The organism is Streptomyces sp. NPDC050564 (genome assembly GCF_044457265.1).
Lineage (GTDB): Bacteria > Actinomycetota > Actinomycetes > Streptomycetales > Streptomycetaceae > Streptomyces.
The window spans coordinates 58,780-81,808 of record NZ_JBITGS010000021.1 but is presented as its reverse complement, the minus strand read 5'-3'; the positions used below and the strand labels follow the sequence as shown (position 1 = coordinate 81,808).

The window sequence follows — 23,029 nt, the reverse complement described above, 5'->3', positions numbered from 1 at the left end:
AATCCTCGCCGAGCAGGGCCTTTTTCCTTGTGAAGAACTTCACGAAGTTTCCGGACGGCTCGTCGCCGAGGGGCATTTCGGTGCCCCTCGGGCGCGCTCATACGCTATCCGACCCGCTCAGCCGAGGCTACCGACAGGTAGCCGAAGGAGACCCGGGCCACGGCCGAGCAGTGGCTCGGGTCACGGCCCAGGAGCCCCAGGTCCTAGTGCCCCAGCAGGCAACGTTCGCCCCGTCGCGACGCCCGACACGCCCTCTCGCCGCACCGGCCGAAAGCCCAAGTACATCCAGTACGAGGACTTCCGGCCGGCACGCCGAGAGCACGCACCGGACGCCGCTCCTTGACGGGCAAACGTTGCCTGCCGGGGCACTAGGCGATGGACCAGGCGATCCCGTCGAGGATGTCGTGCTCGCTGACGACGACCTCCTGGGCGTCGATCCGCTCCATGATCGCGAGGAGGACGAGGGCGCCCGCGCCGATCACATCGACGCGCCCCGGATGCATCACCGGATGCGCGGCGCGCTGTTCATGAGTGGCCTTCAGAAGGGCGTCGGTGATGCCCTTGACCCGCTCGTACGCGATCCGGGAATGGTGGATCTTCGTGGAGTCGTATGCGTCGAGCCCCAGCGCGATCGCCGCGACCGTGGTGACGGAGCCGGCGAGGCCCACCAGCGTGTGTGCCTCACGCAGCGGGACCGTCTCCTCGGCGAGGTCGAGCGCGGCCTCGATGTCGGCGCGCATCGCCGCGATCTGCTCCTCGGTGGGCGGATCGGTGACGACCCCGTCCCGTACGAGGTGCCGCTCGGTCATCCGTACGCAGCCGACGTCGACGGAGCGCGCCGCGCGCACATGGTCGTCGCCGACGACGAACTCGGTCGACCCGCCGCCGATGTCCACGACGAGGAAGGGCTTGGCCAGGTCGCCCGCCCGTCGCCCGCCACCACACTCATTCGAAGGGCGCTCTGCGCCCCCCTGGTTTTGGCCGGTCAGCTCCTTGGTCGCGCCGGTGAAGGAGAACTCCGCCTCCTGGTCCCCGGTGATGACCTCCGGCTCGACCCCGAGGATGTCCAGCACCCCACGGACGAACTCGTCCCGGTTTTCGGCGTCCCGGGAGGCCGAGGTCGCCACGAAGCGCAGCCGCTCCGCGCCGTGTTCCTTGATGATCGCCGCGTACTCCCGGCACGCGGCGAACGTCCGCTCCAGTGCCTCCGGCGCGAGCCGTCCGGTCCGGTCGACGCCCTGGCCGAGCCGCACGATCGTCATCCTGCGGTCCAGCTCGACGAGTTCACCCGTCCGCGGGTCCGCGTCTGCGACGAGCAGCCTGATGGAGTTGGTGCCGCAATCGATGGCAGCGACCCTGGTCATGGTGTCCGGTCTCCTGTCGTGATGGTTCTCGCCCCTCCGCCCCTACCCATTCCCGTACCTGGGGGCTGCGCCCCCGGGCCCCCTTGCGTTGTTCTTTTTGTGCGGGACGGTGGGGGCTTGTCGCGCAGTTTCCCGCGCCCCTTCAGGGCGCGGGAAACTGCGCGATCTTTTTGAGTGAGGCGGAGGGTCAGGTCCCGTCCGTGGGAACCACGCATGCGCCCTTGCGCCACCACTCCGGCAGCATCGCGATGGCCTCGTCCCCGAGGGGGTTCACGCCGGGCCCCGCGGCCAGGGAGTGGGCGACCAACACATGGAGGCACTTCACCCGGTCCGGCATGCCGCCCGCGCTCGGGAAGCCCTCCAGGACCTCGATGGAGTCGCGGCGCGCGATGTAGTCCTCGTGGGCGGCGCGGTACGCGGCGGCCAGCTCGGGGTCGGTCGCCAGCCGGTCCGTCATCTCCTTCATGACACCGTTGGCCTCGAGCGTGCCGATCGCGGACGCGGCCCGCGGACACGTCAGGTAGTACGTCGTCGGGAACGGCGTCCCGTCGGGAAGACGCGGCGCCGTCTCGACGACGTCCGGCTGCCCGCATGGGCACCGGTGCGCGATCGCGCGCAACCCGCGGGGCGGCCGGCCCAGCTGCTGCTTGAAGGCCTCGACGTCCGCGTCGGTCGGCTCGGTGCGCGGGGTGGGCGGCGGTGGCGTTTCCATGCCGTGAGTCACATGTCTTTCTGGTCAGTTCACTGGTCGGCGGCGTCGGACTTGTCCACGCCGTCCCAGACATTGGCGTACCAGGGACGGGCGGCCGCCCCCTTGTCGGCGTGGGCCTGCTTCGACGTGTCCGGGTCGATCACGACATAGCCGGTCTCGCCCGGCATCACATAGTGCAGCCGCTGCCGGATCTGCTGCTCGGCGTACGCGTCGTCCCGCCACCGCGCCTTGAGGTCGCGCAGCTGCTCGACCCGTTCGCGGGCCTGCTCCCGCTGCCGCTCCACATCGGCGATCTCGGCCCGCTGAGACACGTACTGCCTTATCGGGTACGCGAGGGCCACGATCAGGGAGCACAGGACGAGAGCCAGGAGCGCGGCCCGGCCCGTCAGCCGCGAGCGGCGGGCCTGCCGCTTGGTCTGGGAACGGTAGACACGGGCCGCGGTCTGCTCGCCGAGCAGCCGCAGTCTGGTCGCGGTGGAGAACCGGTCCCGGTCCTTCACAACCATGAGTCCCGCCTCCCCGGTGCAAGCCCGTCACGTGCGTACGTCCCCGCACACGGTACGGGACCGAGTACGGGGACGTACGTACGACTGGCTAAGGCCTGGCCCGGTACGGGTCAGCCCTTGCTGTGCCGACGGTCCGCGGAGCGGACGTGCGGCAACACTCAGCCCTTGAAGCGCGGGAAGGCCGAGCGGCCGGCGTACACCGCGGCGTCGTCGAGGATCTCCTCGATGCGCAGCAGCTGGTTGTACTTGGCGACGCGGTCCGAGCGGGCCGGGGCACCGGTCTTGATCTGACCGCAGTTCACCGCGACGGCGAGGTCGGCGATGGTGACGTCCTCGGTCTCGCCGGAGCGGTGCGACATCATGCACTTGAAGCCGTTGCGCTGGGCCAGCTCGACGGCGTCCAGGGTCTCGGTCAGCGAGCCGATCTGGTTGACCTTGACGAGCAGGGCGTTGGCGGAGCCCTCCTCGATGCCGCGGGCCAGGCGCTCCGGGTTGGTGACGAAGAGGTCGTCGCCGACGATCTGGACCTTGTCGCCCAGCTTGTCGGTGATGACCTTCCAGCCGGCCCAGTCGTCCTCGTACAGCGGGTCCTCGATGGAGACCAGCGGGTACGCGGAGACGAGCTCCTCGTAGTACTCGGTCATCTCGGCGGCCGAGCGGGACTTGCCCTCGAACTCGTACTTGCCGTCCTTGTAGAACTCGGACGCGGCGACGTCGAGCGCGAGCGCGATCTGCTCACCGGGGACGTAACCGGCCTGCTTGATGGCCTCGACGATGAGGTCGAGCGCGGCGCGGTTGGACTCCAGGTTCGGGGCGAAGCCGCCCTCGTCGCCGAGGCCGGTGGACAGGCCCTTGGTCTTCAGCACCTTCTTGAGGGTGTGGTAGACCTCGGCGCCCCAGCGCAGGGCCTCGGAGAAGGACTCCGCGCCGATCGGGGCGATCATGAACTCCTGGATGTCCACATTGGAGTCGGCGTGCGAGCCGCCGTTCAGGATGTTCATCATCGGCACGGGCAGCAGGTGCGCGTTCGGGCCGCCCAGGTAGCGGAAGAGGGGGAGGTCGCTGGCCTCGGAGGCGGCGTGCGCGACGGCGAGCGAGACGCCGAGGATGGCGTTGGCGCCGAGCGAGCCCTTGTTGTCGGTGGCGTCCAGGTCGAACATCGCCTGGTCGATCAGGCGCTGCTCGGTGGCGTCGTAACCGACGAGCTCCGGGCCGATCTGCTCGATGACGGCGAGGACGGCCTTCTCGACACCCTTGCCCTGGTAGCGGTTGGGGTCACCGTCGCGGAGCTCGATGGCCTCGAAGGCGCCGGTGGAGGCGCCGGACGGGACGGCGGCACGACCCGTGCTGCCGTCGTCGAGGCCTACCTCGACCTCGACCGTGGGGTTGCCTCGGGAGTCCAGGATTTCCCGGGCTACGACGACGTCGATGGACGGCACGAGCATCTCCTTCTGGGATGTGACGCGGGTATGCGGGGCCGCGGGGCCCGTAGTGCACGGAGCCGCGGTCGGCTCCGCGACATGAGCCTAACCGCCTCGGGGGGATCGGCCAGCCGGTCGACCACCCCTTGGGCAGAACCGAGAGTAAATTGTTTCCGAACGGAACAAAAACCTGCCCCGTACACGAAACCTCGCGCACGAGAGCCAGGCATGAAAGCGCACGAGAGCCAGGCACAAAAAAGCCCCGCTCCGGCGCGTACGGGGGAACACGCACCGGAGCGGGGAGCCCGTGGGGACGGGGGGACCCTCACGAGGTCTCCAGTATGGAGGCCTCCTCCATGAGGGAGCTGTCACTCCGCCGGACAATCCGCCGAATGCCCGGCTGAGCGATCAGCCGCGCACTCAGCCGAGGTGGAGCTGCTGACCCGGGTAGATGAAGTCCGCGTCGTCGATGATGTCCTTGTTCAGCTTGAACAGCTGCTGCCAGCCACCCTTGACGTGCTTCTTCTCGGCGATCGAGCTGAGGGTGTCACCCTTGACGACCTTGTACTCGCCGTCACCCTTCTTGACCTTCTTGCCGGTCGGCGTGGTGACGGTCTTGGCGGCGGGGCGCTCGGCCGAACGCGAGGCGGGCTGCTCGGTCGTCCGGGTGGTGGTGCTCGGGGTCGTGCTCTGTGAGCTGTTGGACGAGGAGCTGGAGGTCCCGCCGGCGTACGCGGCGCTCGACAGGCCCGTGCCGCAGGTCGGCCAGGCACCCTTGCCCTGCGCGGCGAGGACCTTCTCACCGATGGTGATCTGCTCCGACTTGGTGGCCTGGTTGGCGCTCGCGGCGTAGGCGGTACCGCCGTACGCGGCCCAGGTGGGGGCGGAGAACTGCAGGCCGCCGTAGTAGCCGTTGCCGGTGTTGATGGACCAGTTGCCGCCTGACTCGCACTGGGCCACGGCGTCCCACTCGGAGGCGGTGGCGGCGGAAGCACTGCCGGCCGCCATCAGCGGGGCGGCGATGGCGACACCGGTGACACCGGCGAGCGTTGCGAGACGGGTAGTCCGATTGAGGACGGCCGGGCGGCGGTGCTTGCCCTTGCTGGAAAACAGCATGGAGAGATCCCCTCACCGACGCCTGCGAGGTGAGCTGTCGGGTTCGGGCGGGTGAGTGCCCGGTCGTACGCCACTGGCGCACGGCTTCACCCCAAGCCGCTCCCGGTCAACTACCGGGCGCGGCGCCTACCTTGGGTCCCCCGCTCCTGCCTACGGCGCTGACGCGTCGACTGTTCCCGTACGGCCGTTGGCAGGATTCGGCGTTGCGACCGTCGGGGCCCGCAGTGGCGAGCGGTCATGACCGTAGACATGCGATCGCCGGAATTTCAAAGACGATCAGGGCTTCTGAGACTCATGTCTCACTCGCGCCAAACCGGACATTCCGCGGCGAACCATGACGTGAACTCCCGCTACTTTTCGCCCGATTCAGCACCAACTGCAAGCCTCTGACCGGGAAGGATGAGGTCGGGATCGGAGCCGACCGCCTCCTTGTTCCCGGCGTACAGCTCGGCCCATCCACCCTTGAGGTCAAGGGAGTCGGCGATGGTCCAGAGACTGTCTCCGGCGCGCACGACGTAGGAGCCGTCGGCGGCGTCACGGGAGGCGTCGGAGCCGCGCGAGGCGTGCCGTCCGGAAGAGCCGTCCTTACGGCCGTCGGTCGCACCCTCGGTCGCACCCTCGTCGGCGGTGTCGCCACGGTGGCGCCCGGCGCCGGACGTCGCGCTGTCGGACGAGGCCGAAGAGTTGTCGTTCTGGCCGGACTTGTCCGACTCGTCACTCTTGGTCGCTTCTGTATCCGAGCTGTCGGAACCCTGTGAGGTGTCGGACTTCGTGGAGTCCCCGTCCGCACCCGAGGAGGCGTCGGACGAGGAATCGGAGCCCGAGTCGGATGAGTTGGATGAATCGGACTCAGCAGATGAATTGGACGAGTCGGACGAATCAGAAGAACTCGACGAACTCGATGAGTCGTCCGCCACACCCGTGTCGACCTCGATCGAGCCGGAGTTCTTGCTGAGCCCGGAGAGCGGTCCACAGGTGGGCCAGGCGGTGAGTCCCTGACCGTCGAGGACCTTCTCGGCGATGGCTATCTGCTGCGAGCGGCTGGCCTGGTCGGCGCTCGGGGCGTACTCGAGGCCGCCGTACGACTCCCAGTTGTCCTGGGTCAACTGCAGCCCGCCGTAGTACCCGTTGCCGTCGTTCGCGCTCCAGGCGCCGCCGCTCTCGCACTCCGCGACCCGGTCCCAGGTTGTGCCGTCGGCCGCGCTCGCACTGGTGGCGCCGAGCAACGGGATGGCGATGGCCGATCCGGTCACTCCTGCGGCGACGATGAGGGCCGGGGCCTGACGGGGGCGACGATGACGGCCGTTCCCGGAGAGCATGCGGAAGCCTTTCGCGTGACAGCAGGTGACGACAGCCGCTACTGCGACTGCAGCGACGGATGGGCCGCGTTGATGGGTGAACGTATCCGCACTCGAACGCTTGTCACAAGTCGATGCAGCGCAGATCACGTGAAGATCACAGAGCTGACGGAACGTCACCTTTTCCCTGCTGAGCGGCCGTTCCCTGCACGCCCACCCCTTAGGGGCGGGGCGAGTCAAGCGGAGGCGTGAACTCCACGGGAAGTGTGCGCAATCCACGCATAATGAGTCCACCACGCCAGCGCAAATCGGCCGAATCTCCCGTGAGTTGGAGATCGGGCAGACGGGTGAGCAGGGTGGCGAGCGCGGTCTGGCCCTCCAGGCGAGCGAGCGGCGCGCCGAGGCAATAGTGGATGCCGTGGCCGTACCCGAGGTGTTGGTTGTCACGCCGCGAGAGGTCGAGGGTGTCCGGATGCTGGAACCGTTCGGGGTCACGGTCCGCTGCCGCCAGTACGACGAGGACGGGGTCGCCGGGCGCGATGTCCTGCCCCCCGATCCGGACCGCCTCGGTCGCGAACCGCCACGTGGCCAGTTCGACGGGACCGTCGTAGCGCAGGAGCTCCTCGACGCCGGTCTCGAGAAGTCCGGTCTCCTCGGCGGCGAGGGAGGCCTGCAGTCGTCGGCGTTGCTCGGGGTGGGTGAGGAGGGCGTAGGTGCCGTTCCCGATGAGATTGACGGTGGTCTCGAAGCCGGCGAACAGCAAAATGAAGGCCATGGCGGCGGCCTCGTTCTCGGTGAGGTGCTCGCCGTGGTCGGAGGCGCGGATGAGCCCGGAGATGAGGTCCTCGCCGGGGGCGGGCCGGTCGGGCAGGAGTTGGCGCTTGCGGTGGATCAGCTCGGCGAGATACCCCCGCATCTTCTTGACGGACCGTGCCACACCGCCCCTCGGCCCTCCGCCGTGCCGGATCATCATCCCCGCCCAGTCCCGGAAGTCGTCCTGGTCCTCACGGGGGACGCCGAGCAGGTCGCAGATGGCGTAGATGGGGAGCGGGAAGGCGAACTCGTGGATGAGGTCGGCGGAACCCTTTTCGGCGAACTGGTCGATCAGATGGTCCGTGAGCTCCTGCACGCGCGGCGCGAACTCGGCCACGCGCCGGGGTGTGAACGCCTTGCTGACCAGCCGCCGCAGCCGGGTGTGGTCCGGCGGGTCGATGTTCAGCAGATGCGTCATCAACTCGGCCTTGCGCTCACCGGGGATACCGGTCTTCCCCTTCGCATGCGCGGGCTCGTCGTGATGGGCGGGGTTCTTGGACAGCCGCCCGTCCGCGAGCGCCTGCTTGGCATCCATGTACCGGGTGACCAGCCAGGCCTCCACCCCACTGGGCAGCCGGGTCCTGTGCACGGGGGCATGCTCCCTGAGCCACGCGTACGCCGGGTAGGGGTTGGTGGCGAACTCCCAGGTGAAGAGTTCGGGGGCGGTGCTGGGGAGCTGGGGCTGGTCGGTCACTCCATGACGGTATCCGGAGGGGGCTCGGATGCCTTGTTCGACCAGTGGTGGGCCCAGTAGAGGAGGAGATCGGCGAGAGCGCCCGCCGCCGCCTGTCGGCATGTAGTGGTTGTACTGCGCGCCGACGACCTGACCGTGGAAGGTGCTCTCGCGGAAGTCGAGGTGGTCGAGGGCGCGGGGCGCGTCGACGGAGGGTGGGGCCTGCACGGCGAGGGACCCGGCCGCGCCCTCTTGGCCCTCCGTTCCGGAGGTGCTGGCGGAGGCGGCCTTCAAAGCCGTGGAGGGGCGGAAATCTGCCACGATCGCCCGGATTTAGGAACGGCATCCGGCTTCCGCCGGAGCACACCCGCCAGCCGTTCGGTCCATTCGCGTTCGATCGTGCCGCCAGGGGACACCCTCCTCGGCCCCGCATACTTCACCCCGGACTGTCCGTAAATCACCTGCTGCTTGACTCCGCGGCTCGACAACTCCCTACATTCGCGCCGTGGACCCCGAAATACTCAGATCCAGCTTCGCGGTCGTCGAGAGACGGGCCGAGTTCGCGGTCAAGTACTTCTACTCGCACCTGTTCCGGCACCACCCGGAGATCCGCGGGCTGTTTCCGCTGGGCTTCCCGGAGGACATGGAGCGGCAGCGGGACAGACTCTTCGCGGCACTCACCCATGTGATGGAGCGGCTGGAGGATCCGGGGCTGCCGAGGTACTTACGGGAGCTCGGGAGGGACCACCGGAAGTATCTGGCGGAGCCGGAGCACTACGGCGCCGTGGGGGCGAGTCTGATCGCCGCGTTCGCCGTCGTCGCGGGGTCGGCGTGGAACGCGGAGGTCGAGAAGGCCTGGGGCGAGGCGTACGGGGCGATCACGAATGTGATGCTGCAGGGCGCGTGGGAGGCACAGCAGCGCGGCGAACCGCGTTGGTGGGACGCCGAGGTGACCGCCCGGACACGGCACGGCGACGACCTCGTCGTCCTGACCCTGCGACCGCACCGCCGGCTGCGCTACTCCCCCGGCCAGTACGTCAGCGTCAACGTCCCCCATCTGCCCGGCATCTGGCGGCCGTACTCGCTGGCCAACGCACCCCGCGCCGACCGCACCGTCGACCTGCACATCAGCCGGGTCGAGGACGGCCTCCTCTCCACCGCCCTCGTCCGGCAGACCCGGGAGGGCGACGTCCTGCGGCTGGGCGCGCCCGGCGGCGGCCTGACCCTGCGCACGCCCGTGGATCGGCCCCTCACCCTCATCGCGGCGGGCACCGGGTGGGCACCCGTGAAGGCGCTGCTGGAACAGCTCGACGACACACACGAGGCCCGGCTGTTCCTTGTCGCCCGCGACACCTCGTACCTCTACGACCGGGGCGCCCTCGAGCGTCTGCGGGCCCGGCTTCCCCGGCTCGCCGTCACCTTCATCACCCCCGCCCCCGGCCGGCCCAAGGCCCAGGCGACCGAACGGCTGCTGACCGCGCTGGGCAACCGCGCCGGCTGGACCCGGCACGACGTCTATCTCGCCGGTCCGCCCATGCTCGTCGAAGAGATCGGCGAGACCCTGCCCTCTTTCGGCACGCCGGCGGAGCGGATCTTCCACGACGTCCTGGCGCCGACCGGCCAGGGACAACCTCGGCCGGTGGGCGCGGCGGAGTGGCTCCTCGGCCGCCCACGGCCGAGCTGGCACAACCCGTCGAGCCGCGCCCCGCAGGCGTAACTCCGGCCCGGCCGCCCCGGCTCGCTCGATCGTCAGGCCTGCGGCCCTCGGCCCCGCCCCTTTCATCCAGCCACTCGGGCGCCCGGCCCTCAGCCCTCCGCGCCCTCCCCCGAAGACCCCTCCGCCGCGCGGATCGCGTCCCGGTACGCCCGTGCCGCCGCCCGCAGCGCCGCCTCCGGGTCCACGCCCTCGGCCTCGGCGCGCGCGGCTGTCCGCAGCAGCTCGTACCCGACGCCCTCACCCCGTGGCGGCTCGACGTCAAGTCCCGCCGTGCGCACCCTCGATGCCAGCTTCGCCGCCAGCGCCAGGCCCGGCTGGCCCAGCGGGACGCCCTCCGTCACGGACGTGCGCTGCTTCTCCACCGCCTTCGTGCGCAGCCAGTGCTCCTTGACCTCCTCGGGGGTGGTGGCCGTCTCGTCCCCGAAGACATGCGGGTGGCGGTGGATGAGCTTGGCCACGATGCCGCCTGCGACGTCGTCGATGGAGAAGGGCGCGTCCTCGTCCTCCTCGGCGATTCGGGCGTGGAAGACGACCTGGAGCAGGACGTCGCCGAGCTCCTCGCGCAGCTCGTCCCGGTCGCCCTCCTCGATCGCCTCGACCAGTTCGTACGCCTCCTCGATGCCGTACTTCGCCAGGCCCTTGTGGGTCTGCTGGGACGACCAGGGGCACTCCGCGCGGATGCGGTCCATGACCTGGACGAGGTCGAGGAGGCGGGCGCCCGGCAGGTCGTACGAGGCGGGGAGCAGCTCCAGGTCCGGCATCTGTATGCGGCCGGAGCCGGCCAGGCGGGCCAGGCCGTCGGTGAGCCGCGGCTCACCCTCGCCGGTGGCGACGACGACCAGGGTGCGGCCGCCCGCGCACGCGTCGACCAGCTCCTGGGCGGTCGGGGACGCCTCGTCGACGGCGATGCCCGCTTCGCGCAGATAAGGCAGCTGCGGGTGAGCGCCGTCCGCGCACAGGACCTGGTCGGCACCGCGGAGCGCCTGCCAGGCGGGCCAGGACAGCAGCCCGGGCGCCACCCGGTGGCTGGTGGTGAGCAGCACGATACGGCCGGGGTCGGTGGAGGTGGCGGGGGCGTCGGGGCCGGTCGCGTCCGGGGCGCCGTCGAAGCTGGTTGCGTTCACCCCTCGAACGTAACCCACACCGCCGACAGCCCCAGCAGTTATCCACAGGCCGGGCGGCCGACCGTCCACGCGCCGGACGGACGAGGACCGCCGTACGACAGCCGGACGCGGACCACGGTACGACTGCCGGACGCGGACCGCCGCGCGGCTGCCGGAGGTGAACCGCCGTGCGGGCGCCGGACGCGGACCGCCGTACAACAGCCGGGCGTGAACCACCGTGCGGCTGCCGGACGGGGGCGGAGGTGCCACTGCCTGGACGGGGACCGCCGGGCGGCTCTCTCCGCGAGCCGCCCGGCCGAACCCTTGTCCACAGCCCCTACGCCCCGCAGGGCCTTACGTCGTCTGCTGGGTCCCCGCCGCGGTGACCTCCCGCAGCCACGGCGTCTTCGCGTCGACGCGGCTGCTCTTCTGGACGTCCCAGGCGCCGTAGCGCGGGTTCAGGTCGACGCGGAGCTCCTTGGAGGCGACGGACATCGCCTTCCAGAAGGTGGTCTTGCCCTCGGTGGTGTTCATGTCGACGCCGAGCGTGGCGGCCAGCTTCTGCGCCTCGATCTCGGTGCGCAGGCTCTCGTCGAGGTGCGTCGGCGCCACTCCGTAGTTCTGCAGCCAGGCCGCCTCCAGCGCCGGCGCGCCGCCCGCCTGCTGTTCGAGGGAGGCCCGCAGCTGCTGGGTGTCCTTGCGGGTCACGCTGACGCCCGCGTTCTTCGCGGCCCGGTCCAGGACCCGGTCGAGGACCATGCCGTGCAGGGTGTCGCGGGCGAGCGTGCCGGTCCTGGCGATGGTCTGCTCGTACTGGGCCTCGTCCTTGGTGGCGGCCTTCTGCGCCGCGCGCACCTCGTTCACCCGGCTCTCCAGCTGCGCGACCGTGATCCGCTGACCGCCGACGACGGCCGCGGCGCCTGGATGCGCGTCGCTGCCGCACGCGGTCAGGACAGGGGCCGCTGCGACGAGCGCGGCGGAGAGAACGAGCGCGGTGCGACGGCGGCGGTGCAAGGAAGCCTCCCGAGGAGATTGTGCGACGGTGCACAAAGTCTTGCGGTGATCGATGGTAGGCAGTGGCCCAGCTCTCGGCCACCCTTTCGACCAACGATTCGCCCAGCCTTCGGGCACCGTCGCACCATCACATCGGCGTCATCCGCGTCGCGCGGGCATCAGCCGGTGATCGCCACCGGTGCGTCCCACGCGTCCCGGTCCACGGTGATCGTGTAACCGCCGCGCGACTCCTTGCTGTTCACCAGGTACTGGTGGGCGCGGCTGTGGTTCGTGAACTGGGTGGCGCCGAACGGCCAGTCCGCGGTCGTGGTGTTCTGCTTGTCCCACAGCGCGTACCAGAGGTTGCCCGGCAGGTCGGTCTTGTCGGTCGCGTTCGCGATGGCCTTGGCGCTGGAGCTGGTGAAGCCGTAGTAGCCGGTGCGGTACGTCTTTGCGTGCAGCGCCTTGTCGAAGGCGCGGACATACGTCAGCACGGCGTTGTTGCAGGCCGTGTTCGTCGTGTCGTACGCCTCCATGTCCAGGTAGATCGGGCTGCCGGCCTTCATGCCGAGGGCGGCGGCCTTGGCGACCGCGTCCGCGCCGTCGGTGGCACCGAGCGAGGCGGCGGTGGAGGCGGTGAGCTTCTCGGGGCTGGACCCGGTCTGGCAGGACGGCTGGGCGCCGACGTACAGGGGGATGAGCTTCCAGCCGGCCGTGCTGACCGACTTCACCCAGGACGCGGTCAGGTTGGGCTGGCTGCAGCCGCGGTTCTTGCCGCCGACGTAGACGGCCGCGGCACCGTAGAAGCCGGTGTTCCACGCCTTCATCGCGGACAGCGAGGGCGCGGCGCAGGTGTCGAAGGCGCGCCCGGTGAAGGTCCGCTGCGCGGGCCACGTGGTGGCGGCCATCGAGGTCTGCGCGGCGATCCCGGCTCCGGCGACCACTGCGGCACCGGCCGCGGCCCATGCCACGTATCTGCGCTTCTTGGAATGCCGATGGCTGGACATGAAATCCCCACCCCATGGTTCAAGTGACGGGTGCGCGGGGCACGCGCGCGTGCGGCACGAGGTGGATGGCCTTCTACGGCCTTCGATGGCCCTCGATGGACAGGGACGTTGTGCACGCGTGCGCGTGGCGCACGAAAACGGATCGCAACGTACCGGGCGCGCCCCCACCGTTCGGGAAACTCCGCACCTTGATCACCACAAGCTTCGGCCAAAGTGGCGCAAAACCTGTGGTCCGGCGTCGCGATCAGCCCCGGACCTGTCCCAGCCACTGCAACGTCCGCCGGATCTCCGCGGCCATCGGGTGTCCGGGACCGCGCAGCCGCTCCACGTCGTGCAGCAGCCTGGCCAGCGTGTCATGGGCGGCGCCACGGTCGCCGAGGGCGAGCAGCAAGTGGCCTATGCGGCGGCGGACTTCGAGGGAGAGCTCGGGATCCCCGGCGACGTACTGGTTCTCGTAGTACGGCAGCAGCGCGCGGTACTCCGCGAGCGCCGCGGCGGGCTCACCGAGCTGCTCCAGGCACTGGGCGGCCTCGTAGCGGAAGCGCAGGGACTGCGGGTCGGCCTGGCCGGCCTCGGCAGCCCGTTCGTCGGCGAGACGGCGCAGTTCGGGCAGCGCGCGCCGGTACTGGCCGTCGTCCATCAGCGTGGCCGCGTACTGCTTGCGCAGCGTGCGCACGACGGGCGAGTGCTCGCCGTGTTCGGCGGCGGCCGCCGGAAGGATCGAACCCAGGATGTCGACGGCCTGTGTGATGCGCCCCTCGCCGAGCAGCCGCTTGACCTCGTCGACGGCGCCCGCGACATCGACCTTCTCCACGGCGGGCGCGGCCTGCGGCTGGGGCGCGGGGGTACGCGCCCGGTCCGGCCACGGGGCGTGCGGGCGCAGGAAGGGGCGCGTCGGGTCGAGCGGGGCACCGGTGGGCATGCCGCGCGCGGGCAGCAGCGGAAGCAGTTGCTCGTACGTCTCCTGCGCGGAGCCCGGCCGGTGCTGCGGGTCCTTGGAGAGCAGGCGCAGTACGAGACCCTCCAGCGCGGGCGGCACCTCGGGGCGCAGTCGGCGCACCGGGAGCGGCGGCTCGTAGAGATGGCGGTGCAGCACACCGAGCGCGGTCGAGCCGGAGAACGGCACGTCTCCGCTGAGGAGCTCATGCAGCAGGACGCCGAGTGCGTACAGGTCGGTGTACGGGCCGACCGCACCGCCCATCGCCTGCTCGGGGGCCATGTAGGCGGGCGACCCGATGGGCGAACCGGTGTGGGTGAGCCGGGTCGTGTCGGTATCCATGACGGAGGCGACGCCGAGGTCGAGGACGGTGACCGTGCCGTCCTGCTTGACCATCACGTTCCGCGGTTTCAGATCGCGGTGCACGATCGGCACGGCGTGCACGGCGCTGAGCACGGCGCACAGTTGCGCGGCGACCGCGACCGCCCACTGCCAGGGGTACGGGTCGTGTTCGGCGAGGTGGTCGGAGAGGTCGGCCCCGTCGACGTACTGCATGACGAGGAACAGCTCCTCGCCCTCGCTGCCCGCGTCGTGAACCGTGACCAGGCCGGGGTGGTCGACCTGCGCGGTGACCCGGCACTCGCGCACGAAGCGGCGGCGCAGCTCGTCGGCCTCCTGGCCCGCGACCTTGTCGGGGCGCAGCAGCTTGACGGCGACCCGCCGGTCGAGGCGCTGGTCGTACGCCGTCCAGACCTGGCCCATGCCGCCCTGTCCGATCAGCGTGGACAGTTCGTAGCGGTTCGCGACCATGCGTCCCGTCGCCACGCTCACCTGCCGTCCCTGCCGCCGTCGTGATGGCCGTCGTGCTTGCGGAGGTAGTCACTGAGCTCGTCGAGCTCGGCGCGCACCTGGTCGATCCGCGCGGGTGCGGGCCGCTGCGGGGGCGGCGGAACGGGCGTGTGCGGAACGGGCGTGTGCGGCGCAGGAGTGTGCGGTGCGGGAGCGGGCGGGGGTGTCACGGGCGTCTGCGGGTGCGTGGCCGCGTACGGCGACGGGGGCTGCGGGTAGCCGTAGTTCACGGCCTGGGCCTGGGGCGGCAGATAGCCGGTGGGGGACAGCCGGTGGTAGTGGCGTATGTCCGCGTACAGGAAGTAGCCGACGCAGGCCGCGGCGTTCAGCAGCAGGATGATCATGCCCACGTTGCCGTTCGGGCTGCTGAAGTCGTCGGTGTGGTCGGTACTGAGGAACGCGAAGCTGATGCCGAGGACCACGAGCGACCCCCCGAAGATCCACCAGTCCGCACGCCGATGGGTCACGATCGCCGCCCTGAGCGGCGCCACCCACGCCAGGAATCCGATGCTGAGGATCGGCACTGCCACGAAGATCACGCGCAGCACGACCAACACCCCGGTCGAGGGTCGCTTCGGCGGAGGCGGCGCGTAGCCGTGGCCGTGCATGGCTGCTCCTGGAGGCCTGATGAGGACGGACGTACGAGTTCGGAGTCCGAGCGTATAGGCCGACAAGGACAACCGGTCCCGGGTTGTACCGAACCGTTGTCGTGCTGATCACTTCGCGCGCCCCGGCGGGTTTTCGAGGGCTTCCCTGGAAGCTTCCGTTCCGTCAGCCCGGCGCGACCGTCCCGTCCGTCAGACCGTCGTACATGCCCCGCACCAACTGCTCGCCGAGCCGGCCCGCGCGCCGGAGCGCGTCCTCGAACTCGGCCAGCGCGCGGAAACGCTCGCCGTACCGGCGTTGCTCGTCCAGCGGCAGCCGGGGCAGCTGGAGGCGGCGCACGTCGAGCCGAGTGGCGGTGGACGCATAGCTGCTGGCCTGGCGGTTGTTGGCGGTGCCGCGCAGGAAGCCGGCCAGGAACCACGGGTCGAGGGCGGTCGGGTCGGGGCGCAGCAGCGTGAGATTGCGCCCCAGCGCGGCGCCCGCCGTGTCCTCGCTGACCACGCGCGCGATGGAGCCGCCACCGAGCACGGGCACCACGACATCGCCCGTCTCGACCAGCACGGCTTCGTCCTCCGCTTCGGGAAGAGTCCCGGACGGCGCGGCTCCGGCGAGCACATCGTGGTCGGTGAGTACGGGCACGCGCGCGGGGGCCCCGTTTCCGCCCGTACGCAGCAGGAGCGCGCCCCCGCGCGCGAGTTCACCGACGGTGATGAGCGGCCAGCGCGCGGGCTGCGCGGGCTGCGTCTCGGGAGGCGTGAGGTCGGCGGTCAGGCGCAGGGTCTCGCCGAGCCGCTCGCGTACGTCCGCGAGCTGCTCGCTGCCGCCCCCCGCGGCGGCCGGCGGCAGATGACGGGCGGGCGCCAGGTCGACGTCGTCGTCGAGGAGTTCGATGACGGGCACCGCGCGGCTGAACCCCGGCTCCTCCCGTGCGCTGCCGGTGCGCTCGAAGGGCCGCCAGGCGTCGAGAACCGCGGCGCGCACGGCCTGCCAGTCCAGGCCGCCACGGCCTCCCCCAAGCTCTCGGCTGCGCTCGAGCAGGGAGGTACCCCCAGCGGCCGGCGCACCAGTGTCGACGAGCAGCAACTCGGGCTGCGCGGGCGCCTTTTCGGGGCGGCGCAGCACCCAGATGTGCAGTGGAATGTTGTACGGGGGTGCCGCGCCGATCGGCAGGGCGATCACGGCGCGCAGTGCGCCGCGGCGCAGCAGGTCGGCGCGGATACGACGGCCCGAGCGGCGGGAGGCGGCGGCCGGAGGCATCAGCACGACCGCGCTGCCGCCGTCCTTGAGATGAGCCAACGCATGCTGCACCCACGCCAGTTCGGATTCCGTGCGGGCCGGGAAACCGTATTCCCAGCGGGCGTCGTAGGCGAGTTCGTCGTGGCCCCAGTTGCGCTCGTTGAACGGCGGGTGGCACAGGACGACGTCGGCCTGGAGCGCGGGATGCGCGTCGGCGCGCAGAGTGTCCCCGGCGGCGGTGCGGACGGCGGCCTTCCCCTGGAGAGCGAGCCGCAGCGCGGAGAGGGCCGCCAGCTCGGGGGCGCTGTCCTGGCCGTACAGCTCCTGGTCCGGCCTGGGCGCCACGGCCCGCAGAAGCGCACCGGTGCCGCACGCCGGATCGAGCGCCGTGCGCGCCGGCCCCGCGAGCTCGGCCATCAACGCGGCGAGGTCGCCCGGTGTGAGCGTGTACTGCCGCGGGTTGTTGTCGAGATGCCGCCCCAGCAGGAACTCGTACGTCTGCCGCGCGCCCAGTTCGGCGGCGAGCTCGGCGGCGCCGCGCAGGAGCGGGGCGGAGGTCAGGAGCTCGGAGCCGGTCGGGGTGTTCACAGCGCGCTCGCGGGGCGCGCCGAAGCGGGGCGTGATCACCTGGTCGAGCGCGGCGGGCAGCAAGGCGGCCAGGCGCTCGTCGGAACCCGCGCTCAGCTCCAGCCAGTCGGTGGGGCGGTCATGGATGAGCAGGAGCGCGCAGCCGGCGTGCACGAGGGCGGTGACGGGGCCCTCGGGGTGTCCGGCGAGCTGCTGCCAGACGCGTTCGCGCAGCGGGACCTCGGCGAGTTTGCCCTGGTCGCGCAGCCAGGCCTCGACTTCGGCGAGCGCGAAGGAGGGGCTGGTCTCGGTGCCACCGACCGGCTTGGGGAAGTCGGCGTGGCGGCGACGCCAATTGCTGACGGCGGCGCGGCCGACGCCGGCGAGCCGCGCGATCCCGGCAGCGGTCACCTCTGTCGCGTTGTCCTGCACCGCCCGGCTCCCCTCGTCCTGGCCTGTGACGCCCGGTGGCGCCGTCCTGGTCTGTGACGTCGAGCATACCGGCGTACGCAAGATCTATCGCTTCACAGACGTGTACACAACCTTCCTCGTGAATCGTGTTGACTCGGTTCACAAGCTCTGCTGTTATTGACCCATCGAACGGGCAAGTCGCCGGAACGACCCGGCCGCCGAGCGCGTTCGCGGAATCTGTACACAGCCAGGGGAGGGCACAGACATGGGCATCAAGGTCAAGGTGGGGCTGGGGGCCGTGGTCGGCATCGTCGTCATCGGTGTCGTGTCGGCGAACGCCGGCAACAACGGCGACAGCGGTTCCGGCGACAAGGACAAGGGCACCTCCGCCTCCGCCGATCGCGAGTCCGGCAAGAAGGTCGACGCCAAGACGGGCGACAAGGCGGACAAGGCCGAGAAGAAGGTCGCCTTCAAGGGGGACGGCGACTTCCAGATCGGCACGGACATCAAGCCCGGCACCTACCGGACCACGGGCAACGCCGACGACATGTGCTACTGGGAGCGCGCCAAGGACGCCTCGGGCGAGCTCGACTCCCTCATCGCCAACGACAATGTCAGCGGCACCAGTTACGTGACCATCAAGGCCGGCGACAAGCTCTTCAAGTCCAGCGGCTGCGAGGACTGGGAGGCCGTCGACACGAAGGCGTCCGGTTCACCGGCCTCGCAGATGAAGGGCGACGGCGGTATGTACAGAGTCGGCGCGGACATCGCTCCCGGCACCTACAAGTCCACCGGTAACACCGACGACTCCTGCTACTGGGAGCGGTCCAAGGACGCCACGCACTCCATGAACTCGATCGTGGCCAACAACAACGTGACCGGCACGGCCGTCGTCACCATCAGCGCCGGCGACGGCTACTTCAAGACCACGGGCTGCGGCGACTGGAAGAAGACCGGCTGAGGCCGGCGCCGCCCCACCCCGTCGTCTTCACCAGCCACCCCCTCCCCCACACCTCTCCCTCCACTCCCCTCACGCGTCTTCACCACCTCACATCACTTCAAGGAACTCTCATGCGTCGCACCGCACTTGTCGCAATCTGCCTCGCCGCCGCGGCCACCGTGGGCCTCACCGGCTGTCTGCCCGGCGAGAACAAGGCGGACAGCAAGCCGAAGGGCCCGTTCGCCGGGCTGACCGGAGGTGAAATCGCCGACCGCGCCGTGAAGGCCACCACGGGCGCCACCTCGCTCCGCATGAAGGGCGACGTCCCCGACGACGAGGACGGCGGCACCATCCGGATCGACATGGCGCTCAACAAGAAGGCAGAGTGCGCCGGCACGATGAGCATGGCCGGCCAGGGCAAGGCCGACCTCATCAAGACCGGCGACACCGTCTACATGAAGTACGACGAGGCGTTCCTGCGCGCCCAGAGCAAGGGCGAGTCCAAGGCCGACACCGACGCGGCCGTGGCCATGCTGGCCGGCAAGTGGACCAAGATGTCCGCGACCGGCTCCGACGCCAAGGACATCGCGAGCTTCTGCGACCTCGACACCGTGCTCGGCGGTGCGGAGGACGTGAACTCCGATGCCACCCGCGGCAAGACCACCACCGTCGACGGCACCCCGGCGATCGTCCTTCACGAGAAGGACGGCAAGGATCGCTACACCCTCTACGTCGCCACCGAGGGCAAGCCCTATCTGCTGCGGGTCGACAGCAGCTCCGCGAAGGACCCCGGCACGCTCACCTTCAGTGAGTACGACAAGCCGGTCCCGGCCAAGACCCCCTCCGGCAAGATCCTCGACCTGGACAAGCTGGGCGCCTGAGGTCCCACCTGCGGCGGGCCATACGTCTCACGGACCATCACGCCTCAGAGGCCATATGTCTCACACGCCATACGTCGAGCTCACAGGGTGTGCCGCACCCACACATTGGGCTCGACGTATACGGCGTATCCGCGCCTCGCTTCACAGTGCACCGGCACCAGCGCGCCGGGCACCTCGACGAAGCCTTCCGTGTCGAAGGGCAGCCCCGTCCATGCGCGCCACTCCTCCAGCGAGGCCGCGACCGTCATGGACGCCGGCGCCACCGCCTCGATGACACCGCCCGCCCGGACGTGGACGCGCAGCCACGGGTCGTGCGGCAGCCCGTCGGTGCGCTCCCGGAACGCGTACTCCTCCATCGGGGTGCGCGGTTCCAGGTGCTTGGCGCTGGGGCGGACGGGGGCGATGACCTCGGTGAAGCCGCGCGCCCGGGTGTTGTCCCGCATCGCGGAGAGCATCCGCGCGGACAGGCCGCCGCCCTGGGCGTGCGGGGCGACGACGATCGAGATGGCGCTCACCGTATCGGCCGGTCTGCCGCGGCGTCGGTCGGCGAACGCCCAGGCCAGCACCTGGTCCCAGCCCCGCGCGGGCAGTTCGCCCCGGTCCTCGTCCGCGAGGGCGAACGGCACGCTGTAGGCGTGGGCGACCACGCGGCCGTGCTCGTCCTCGGCGAACAGCACGTACTCCGGAAGTTCGGTCGCGATCCGGCCGTAGTGTGTGTCACCCACCGGATCGTGGAGCAGGAACTCCGGCCAGCTGTTGGCCATTCGGACCACGTGCCCGAGCATCTCGGGCCGTTCCGCGAGACTTGACACCTTCAGCTGCATGTCGCACACGGTAGGCGTCAACTCGGTACCGATGAAACGGTTTTGCCGTGTCAGCCTCAACGAGGCAGCCACATGGGTTCGCACTCAGTCGCCGGCCTGTCGATATCGGCGGACGAGCAGTCGGACGTGGCGTGGCTGACACGACACTAGTTCGCGTGGAACCGCTTCGGCGCCTGTGTCGCGTTGCCGCCCGATGGGAGTTTCTGGCCGGGGCAGCCGGAGAGCACCTTCTTCATGGCCGCCTTCTCGGCGGCGGTGACCCACAGCCCGTACTTCTTCTTCACGGCCACCTGCGCGGCGACATATGTGCAGCGGTACGCCTTGTTGGGCGGGAGCCAGGTCGCCGTGTCGCCGTCGCCCTTGCTGCGGTTGGCGCTGGCGCCGACGGCACGGAGGTTGAGCGGGTCGTTGGCCAGGGCTATTCGCTTGCTCGCGTCCCAGTACTTGGCGCCCTTCTGCCAGGCGTCCGAGAGCGCGACGAGGTGGTCTATGTCCACCAGGCTGCGACCGCGCACGAAGGTCACGTCCTGACCCCCGTACGGATCCGGGGAAAGGATCCCGGAACTCACCTTGCACTCTCCGTCGCTGAACTTCACGTCCTTCAGGTCCCGTTTGAGGATGTCGTCGCGGGTGTCGCACCGGTTCGAGTCCGTGTCCGCCCAGGCCGTGCCGAACCTCTCCCGGCTGTATCCCGTCTTGGGGGCGCGCCCCTTGACGGTCAGCGAGTCCACGGCGGCGAGGGCCGCGCCGCCGGCGGCCGTCTCCTGCGGGCCCGCGGAACCCGTGGTTTCCTTCTTGCAGCCGCTCACACCGGCACCGACGACGAACACCACCAGCGCGGCCGCGGCCGCCCCACCCCTCAGACGCAGCACGGCGTCCCTCCCCTTGCCTCCCCGGGTCCGCCCTGTACGGGCGCGTTTCCCCTGGTCCCAAGGTAGCGGCCGGGACCCCTCGGCCATACCCGCACCCAACGGGCAATCGACGCACGCCGGGCGTATCGTCGGTGGTGAGTCACCTCCGGAAGGAGCTCTGGATGGGCATCTTCGACAGGTTCAAGAGTCACGGCCAGGACAAGGCCAAACAGATGTCCGACGCCGCAGAGCAAGAAGTCAACGAGAAGTCGGGCAACAAGTACACGGGCCAGGTCGACGACGCGCAGCAGAAGGTCGAAGGCGCGACGGGCATGGACCGCGACCGGCCCGAACAGCAATAACCCGGAGACATACGGAGGCTTGCGCCGACTGAATCACCCTGAACCCCAGGCAACAGAGACCGTCCGCGGAGACCTGATTCCGCGGGCGGTTCTGCGTTGCCCGAGCCGGAGTCGGCCTGCCGGGCGCGTCGTCACCTCGCCTCTCACACCTTCCCGATCCCCAGCGTCGTCTCCGAAGGCAGCAGGCCCGAGCTCAGCACCGCGACCCAGAACTCGCCGAGCAGGTCGGCGAGGCGGGCGGCGCCGTCCGGGCCGAGGGCGCGCCACGGGGCGGCGGCCAGTTCGTCCGTGTGCTGTTCGACCTGGCGGCGCAGCTCGTGGCCGGCGGGGGTGGCGATGCCGTCGTCGCTCACCAGGCCGCGGGCGATGAGGCGTTGGCGGGCGGCGGTCCATTCCTCGGGGCTCCAGCCCCGGCTCTCGAAGCGCTCCACGGAGGCCGCACCTATCGCCGCGAAGGAGACGAGTGACTCCACGGGGTCCAGCCCGGCGATGAGCAGTGCGGCGAGGTGGCCGTCACCCCGATGCTCACGGAGGATCGTCGCCGCGTGCCACAACTGGAGATGGGGAGCCTCGGGCCACACCAACTCCGCGTTGGCGGCGGCGAGTGGGCGACCGGCGGTGTTCGCGGCTTCTGCGGCACGGCGGGCCAGGGCGGCGGCCTGGGCGAGTTCGGGACTGGAGACGCGGTCCCCGAATATCGCGCGGTAGGCCCGATCGACAGCGCGCTCCCGCGCCGTGAGCACCTGCTCCGGGCTCGCGGTCCGCCACGCCGACTTCATGTGCTCGGCGACCATGCGCGGGCTGAAGCTGTAGAAGGCGGAGGTCACGCGCTCGCTCCCGACCGCCCCCAACGGCGCGGCGCGGTACGGGAAGTAGCTCGGCCAGCGCTCCTGTGTGCCGTAACCGAGCGCGGCCGCTTCCTCGAAGGCCTCCGGCGCGTAGTAGAGCACGGCATGCAAAGGTTCCAGCAGATGCCAGAGTTGACGCACCCGGCCGAGCTCGACACCTGCCCCCACTCCGGCTTCCGTCTTGCTCGTGGCGCTCGCCCCGCGGACGTTCTCCGACATGACTCCACCCCTCGTCGCGTCTCACTCGCTCCACAACTTGACACTGACTAGATTGCCCGAGCCCATCGAACTTGTCAATGCCTAGATTCGGCGTACGCTGCTGACCATGAACTCCGCGAAGACCGGTGACTCGGCGCGCCCCTACCACCACGGCGACCTGCGCCGCGCGATCCTCAGCGCCGCGCTGGACGTCATCACCGTCGACGGCCCGTCCGCGCTGAGCCTGCGGGACCTGGCCCGCCGCGCGGGCGTCTCGCACGCCGCGCCGGCCCACCACTTCAAGGACCGCACCGGCCTGCTCACCGCGATCGCCGCCGAGGGGTACGAGCTGCTGGCGGGCGCGCTCGCGGAGGCCGCGGATCTCAGGGACGCGGGCGTGCGCTACGTACGGTTCGCGCGTGAGCATCCCGCGCACTTCCAGGTGATGTTCACACCTGGACTGCTGCGTCAGAACGACCTGGAGCTGACAACCGCCAGGACCCTCGCGGGCGAGCGCCTGCGCGCCGCGGTCACCTCCGTGCCGGCCGAGGGCCGCGGCCCCGATGCCCGCCTCGCCGGGGTCGCCGCCTGGTCCCTCGCCCACGGCTTCGCCACGCTGCTCCTGAGCCACAACCTGGACGGTCCGGTGGGCGACCAGGACCCCGAGGAGGTCTTCCACGCCCTGACGGGAATGCTGTTCCGCTCCCACTGACCGGGCGCGGCTCCTGCCCGGAGCCGCACTCGGTCGAGCCCCCCGACCAGCTCGCGCGCCGGGCGACCGTCACCGCCTCTTCCC

The 23,029-nt window shown here is 70.3% G+C and carries 21 protein-coding genes and 1 riboswitch; of the genes, 5 read left to right on the top strand and 16 right to left on the bottom strand.

Going from position 1 to position 23,029, the window contains the following annotated elements:
- Window positions 1–368: 368 nt before the first annotated feature.
- The 7 genes from ACIBK0_RS30480 to ACIBK0_RS30450 form a co-directional block, all read right to left on the bottom strand.
- Window positions 369–1,364: an exopolyphosphatase gene (locus ACIBK0_RS30480; RefSeq protein ID WP_399086991.1), complete on the bottom strand. Its 996-nt coding sequence runs from the start codon at window positions 1,362–1,364 to the stop codon at window positions 369–371.
- 187 nt (window positions 1,365–1,551) lie between these two features.
- The gene (locus ACIBK0_RS30475; protein ID WP_399086989.1) at window positions 1,552–2,076 is read right to left on the bottom strand and encodes a DUF501 domain-containing protein; all 525 of its coding nucleotides are present in this window, start codon (window positions 2,074–2,076) and stop codon (window positions 1,552–1,554) included.
- A 29-nt stretch (window positions 2,077–2,105) separates the two neighbouring features.
- Window positions 2,106–2,582, bottom strand: a complete 477-nt coding sequence (locus ACIBK0_RS30470) for a septum formation initiator family protein (protein WP_399086987.1) — start codon at window positions 2,580–2,582, stop codon at window positions 2,106–2,108.
- 158 nt (window positions 2,583–2,740) lie between these two features.
- Entirely contained in the window at window positions 2,741–4,027 is a 1,287-nt protein-coding gene (eno, locus tag ACIBK0_RS30465) for a phosphopyruvate hydratase (RefSeq protein WP_037628200.1), read from the bottom strand.
- A 396-nt stretch (window positions 4,028–4,423) separates the two neighbouring features.
- Window positions 4,424–5,119, bottom strand: coding sequence for a transglycosylase family protein (locus ACIBK0_RS30460; protein WP_399086984.1), 696 nt, complete (start codon window positions 5,117–5,119; stop codon window positions 4,424–4,426).
- 4 nt (window positions 5,120–5,123) lie between these two features.
- A riboswitch (cyclic di-AMP (ydaO/yuaA leader) is annotated at window positions 5,124–5,332 on the bottom strand.
- Window positions 5,333–5,469: 137 nt separating this feature from the next.
- Window positions 5,470–6,438 (bottom strand): transglycosylase family protein, encoded by a 969-nt coding sequence (locus tag ACIBK0_RS30455; RefSeq protein WP_399086982.1) that lies wholly within the window; start codon window positions 6,436–6,438, stop codon window positions 5,470–5,472.
- 199 nt (window positions 6,439–6,637) lie between these two features.
- Window positions 6,638–7,924 (bottom strand): cytochrome P450, encoded by a 1,287-nt coding sequence (locus ACIBK0_RS30450; protein WP_399087188.1) that lies wholly within the window; start codon window positions 7,922–7,924, stop codon window positions 6,638–6,640.
- A 484-nt stretch (window positions 7,925–8,408) separates the two neighbouring features.
- Between ACIBK0_RS30450 and ACIBK0_RS30445 the strand changes: the two genes are divergently transcribed.
- Window positions 8,409–9,620 carry a globin domain-containing protein gene (locus ACIBK0_RS30445; RefSeq protein WP_399086980.1) on the top strand — a complete coding sequence of 404 codons (1,212 nt, stop codon included), beginning with the start codon at window positions 8,409–8,411 and terminating at the stop codon, window positions 9,618–9,620.
- An 89-nt stretch (window positions 9,621–9,709) separates the two neighbouring features.
- On the opposite strand, the gene ACIBK0_RS30440 is transcribed toward ACIBK0_RS30445, so the two are convergent.
- The 6 genes from ACIBK0_RS30440 to ACIBK0_RS30415 all read right to left on the bottom strand — a co-directional run bounded on the left by ACIBK0_RS30440 (window position 9,710) and on the right by ACIBK0_RS30415 (window position 17,350).
- Window positions 9,710–10,744, bottom strand: a complete 1,035-nt coding sequence (locus ACIBK0_RS30440; RefSeq protein WP_399086978.1) for a nucleoside triphosphate pyrophosphohydrolase — start codon at window positions 10,742–10,744, stop codon at window positions 9,710–9,712.
- 333 nt (window positions 10,745–11,077) lie between these two features.
- Window positions 11,078–11,737, bottom strand: a complete 660-nt coding sequence (locus tag ACIBK0_RS30435; RefSeq protein WP_399086975.1) for a SurA N-terminal domain-containing protein — start codon at window positions 11,735–11,737, stop codon at window positions 11,078–11,080.
- Window positions 11,738–11,895: 158 nt separating this feature from the next.
- Entirely contained in the window at window positions 11,896–12,723 is an 828-nt protein-coding gene (locus ACIBK0_RS30430; protein WP_399086973.1) for a glycoside hydrolase domain-containing protein, read from the bottom strand.
- A 244-nt stretch (window positions 12,724–12,967) separates the two neighbouring features.
- Window positions 12,968–14,470, bottom strand: a complete 1,503-nt coding sequence (locus ACIBK0_RS30425; RefSeq protein ID WP_399087186.1) for a protein kinase — start codon at window positions 14,468–14,470, stop codon at window positions 12,968–12,970.
- A 17-nt stretch (window positions 14,471–14,487) separates the two neighbouring features.
- Window positions 14,488–15,117, bottom strand: coding sequence for a hypothetical protein (locus ACIBK0_RS30420; protein ID WP_399086971.1), 630 nt, complete (start codon window positions 15,115–15,117; stop codon window positions 14,488–14,490).
- A gap of 163 nt (window positions 15,118–15,280) precedes the next feature.
- Window positions 15,281–17,350, bottom strand: a complete 2,070-nt coding sequence (locus ACIBK0_RS30415) for an N-6 DNA methylase (protein WP_399086969.1) — start codon at window positions 17,348–17,350, stop codon at window positions 15,281–15,283.
- Between the two features lie 244 nt (window positions 17,351–17,594).
- Between ACIBK0_RS30415 and ACIBK0_RS30410 the strand changes: the two genes are divergently transcribed.
- Both ACIBK0_RS30410 and ACIBK0_RS30405 read left to right on the top strand, forming a co-directional pair.
- Complete coding sequence (locus ACIBK0_RS30410; RefSeq protein ID WP_399086967.1) at window positions 17,595–18,290, top strand: hypothetical protein; 696 nt, start codon at window positions 17,595–17,597, stop codon at window positions 18,288–18,290.
- A 110-nt stretch (window positions 18,291–18,400) separates the two neighbouring features.
- A complete protein-coding gene (locus ACIBK0_RS30405; protein ID WP_399086965.1) occupies window positions 18,401–19,150 on the top strand; it encodes a hypothetical protein in 750 nt (249 codons plus the stop codon).
- A gap of 80 nt (window positions 19,151–19,230) precedes the next feature.
- On the opposite strand, the gene ACIBK0_RS30400 is transcribed toward ACIBK0_RS30405, so the two are convergent.
- Window positions 19,231–19,974 (bottom strand): GNAT family N-acetyltransferase, encoded by a 744-nt coding sequence (locus tag ACIBK0_RS30400; RefSeq protein ID WP_399086963.1) that lies wholly within the window; start codon window positions 19,972–19,974, stop codon window positions 19,231–19,233.
- Between the two features lie 146 nt (window positions 19,975–20,120).
- Window positions 20,121–20,846, bottom strand: coding sequence for an HNH endonuclease family protein (locus ACIBK0_RS30395; protein ID WP_399086961.1), 726 nt, complete (start codon window positions 20,844–20,846; stop codon window positions 20,121–20,123).
- Window positions 20,847–21,007: 161 nt separating this feature from the next.
- On the opposite strand from ACIBK0_RS30395, the gene ACIBK0_RS30390 reads away from it, so the two are divergent.
- Window positions 21,008–21,187: an Rv0909 family putative TA system antitoxin gene (locus ACIBK0_RS30390; protein ID WP_399086959.1), complete on the top strand. Its 180-nt coding sequence runs from the start codon at window positions 21,008–21,010 to the stop codon at window positions 21,185–21,187.
- A gap of 143 nt (window positions 21,188–21,330) precedes the next feature.
- Here the strand turns inward: ACIBK0_RS30390 and ACIBK0_RS30385 are convergent, their stop codons facing one another.
- Window positions 21,331–22,254, bottom strand: a complete 924-nt coding sequence (locus ACIBK0_RS30385) for a hypothetical protein (protein WP_399086957.1) — start codon at window positions 22,252–22,254, stop codon at window positions 21,331–21,333.
- Between the two features lie 106 nt (window positions 22,255–22,360).
- Here ACIBK0_RS30385 and ACIBK0_RS30380 point away from each other — a divergent pair, with 106 nt between their 5' ends.
- Window positions 22,361–22,945, top strand: a complete 585-nt coding sequence (locus ACIBK0_RS30380; RefSeq protein ID WP_399086955.1) for a TetR/AcrR family transcriptional regulator — start codon at window positions 22,361–22,363, stop codon at window positions 22,943–22,945.
- Window positions 22,946–23,029 lie beyond the last annotated feature (84 nt).

Excerpts from the sequence above, each read along its gene's own strand:
- ACIBK0_RS30480 (WP_399086991.1), bottom strand. The coding sequence starts at position 1,364 with ATGACCAGGGTCGCTGCCATCGATTGCGGCACCAACTCCATCAGGCTG.
- ACIBK0_RS30475 (WP_399086989.1), bottom strand. The coding sequence starts at position 2,076 with ATGGAAACGCCACCGCCGCCCACCCCGCGCACCGAGCCGACCGACGCG.
- ACIBK0_RS30470 (WP_399086987.1), bottom strand. The coding sequence starts at position 2,582 with ATGGTTGTGAAGGACCGGGACCGGTTCTCCACCGCGACCAGACTGCGG.
- eno (WP_037628200.1), bottom strand. The coding sequence starts at position 4,027 with ATGCTCGTGCCGTCCATCGACGTCGTCGTAGCCCGGGAAATCCTGGAC.
- ACIBK0_RS30460 (WP_399086984.1), bottom strand. The coding sequence starts at position 5,119 with ATGCTGTTTTCCAGCAAGGGCAAGCACCGCCGCCCGGCCGTCCTCAAT.
- ACIBK0_RS30455 (WP_399086982.1), bottom strand. The coding sequence starts at position 6,438 with ATGCTCTCCGGGAACGGCCGTCATCGTCGCCCCCGTCAGGCCCCGGCC.
- ACIBK0_RS30430 (WP_399086973.1), bottom strand. The coding sequence starts at position 12,723 with ATGTCCAGCCATCGGCATTCCAAGAAGCGCAGATACGTGGCATGGGCC.
- ACIBK0_RS30425 (WP_399087186.1), bottom strand. The coding sequence starts at position 14,470 with ATGGTCGCGAACCGCTACGAACTGTCCACGCTGATCGGACAGGGCGGC.
- ACIBK0_RS30420 (WP_399086971.1), bottom strand. The coding sequence starts at position 15,117 with ATGCACGGCCACGGCTACGCGCCGCCTCCGCCGAAGCGACCCTCGACC.
- ACIBK0_RS30410 (WP_399086967.1), top strand. The coding sequence starts at position 17,595 with ATGGGCATCAAGGTCAAGGTGGGGCTGGGGGCCGTGGTCGGCATCGTC.
- ACIBK0_RS30405 (WP_399086965.1), top strand. The coding sequence starts at position 18,401 with ATGCGTCGCACCGCACTTGTCGCAATCTGCCTCGCCGCCGCGGCCACC.
- ACIBK0_RS30400 (WP_399086963.1), bottom strand. The coding sequence starts at position 19,974 with ATGCAGCTGAAGGTGTCAAGTCTCGCGGAACGGCCCGAGATGCTCGGG.
- ACIBK0_RS30390 (WP_399086959.1), top strand. The coding sequence starts at position 21,008 with ATGGGCATCTTCGACAGGTTCAAGAGTCACGGCCAGGACAAGGCCAAA.
- ACIBK0_RS30385 (WP_399086957.1), bottom strand. The coding sequence starts at position 22,254 with ATGTCGGAGAACGTCCGCGGGGCGAGCGCCACGAGCAAGACGGAAGCC.
- ACIBK0_RS30380 (WP_399086955.1), top strand. The coding sequence starts at position 22,361 with ATGAACTCCGCGAAGACCGGTGACTCGGCGCGCCCCTACCACCACGGC.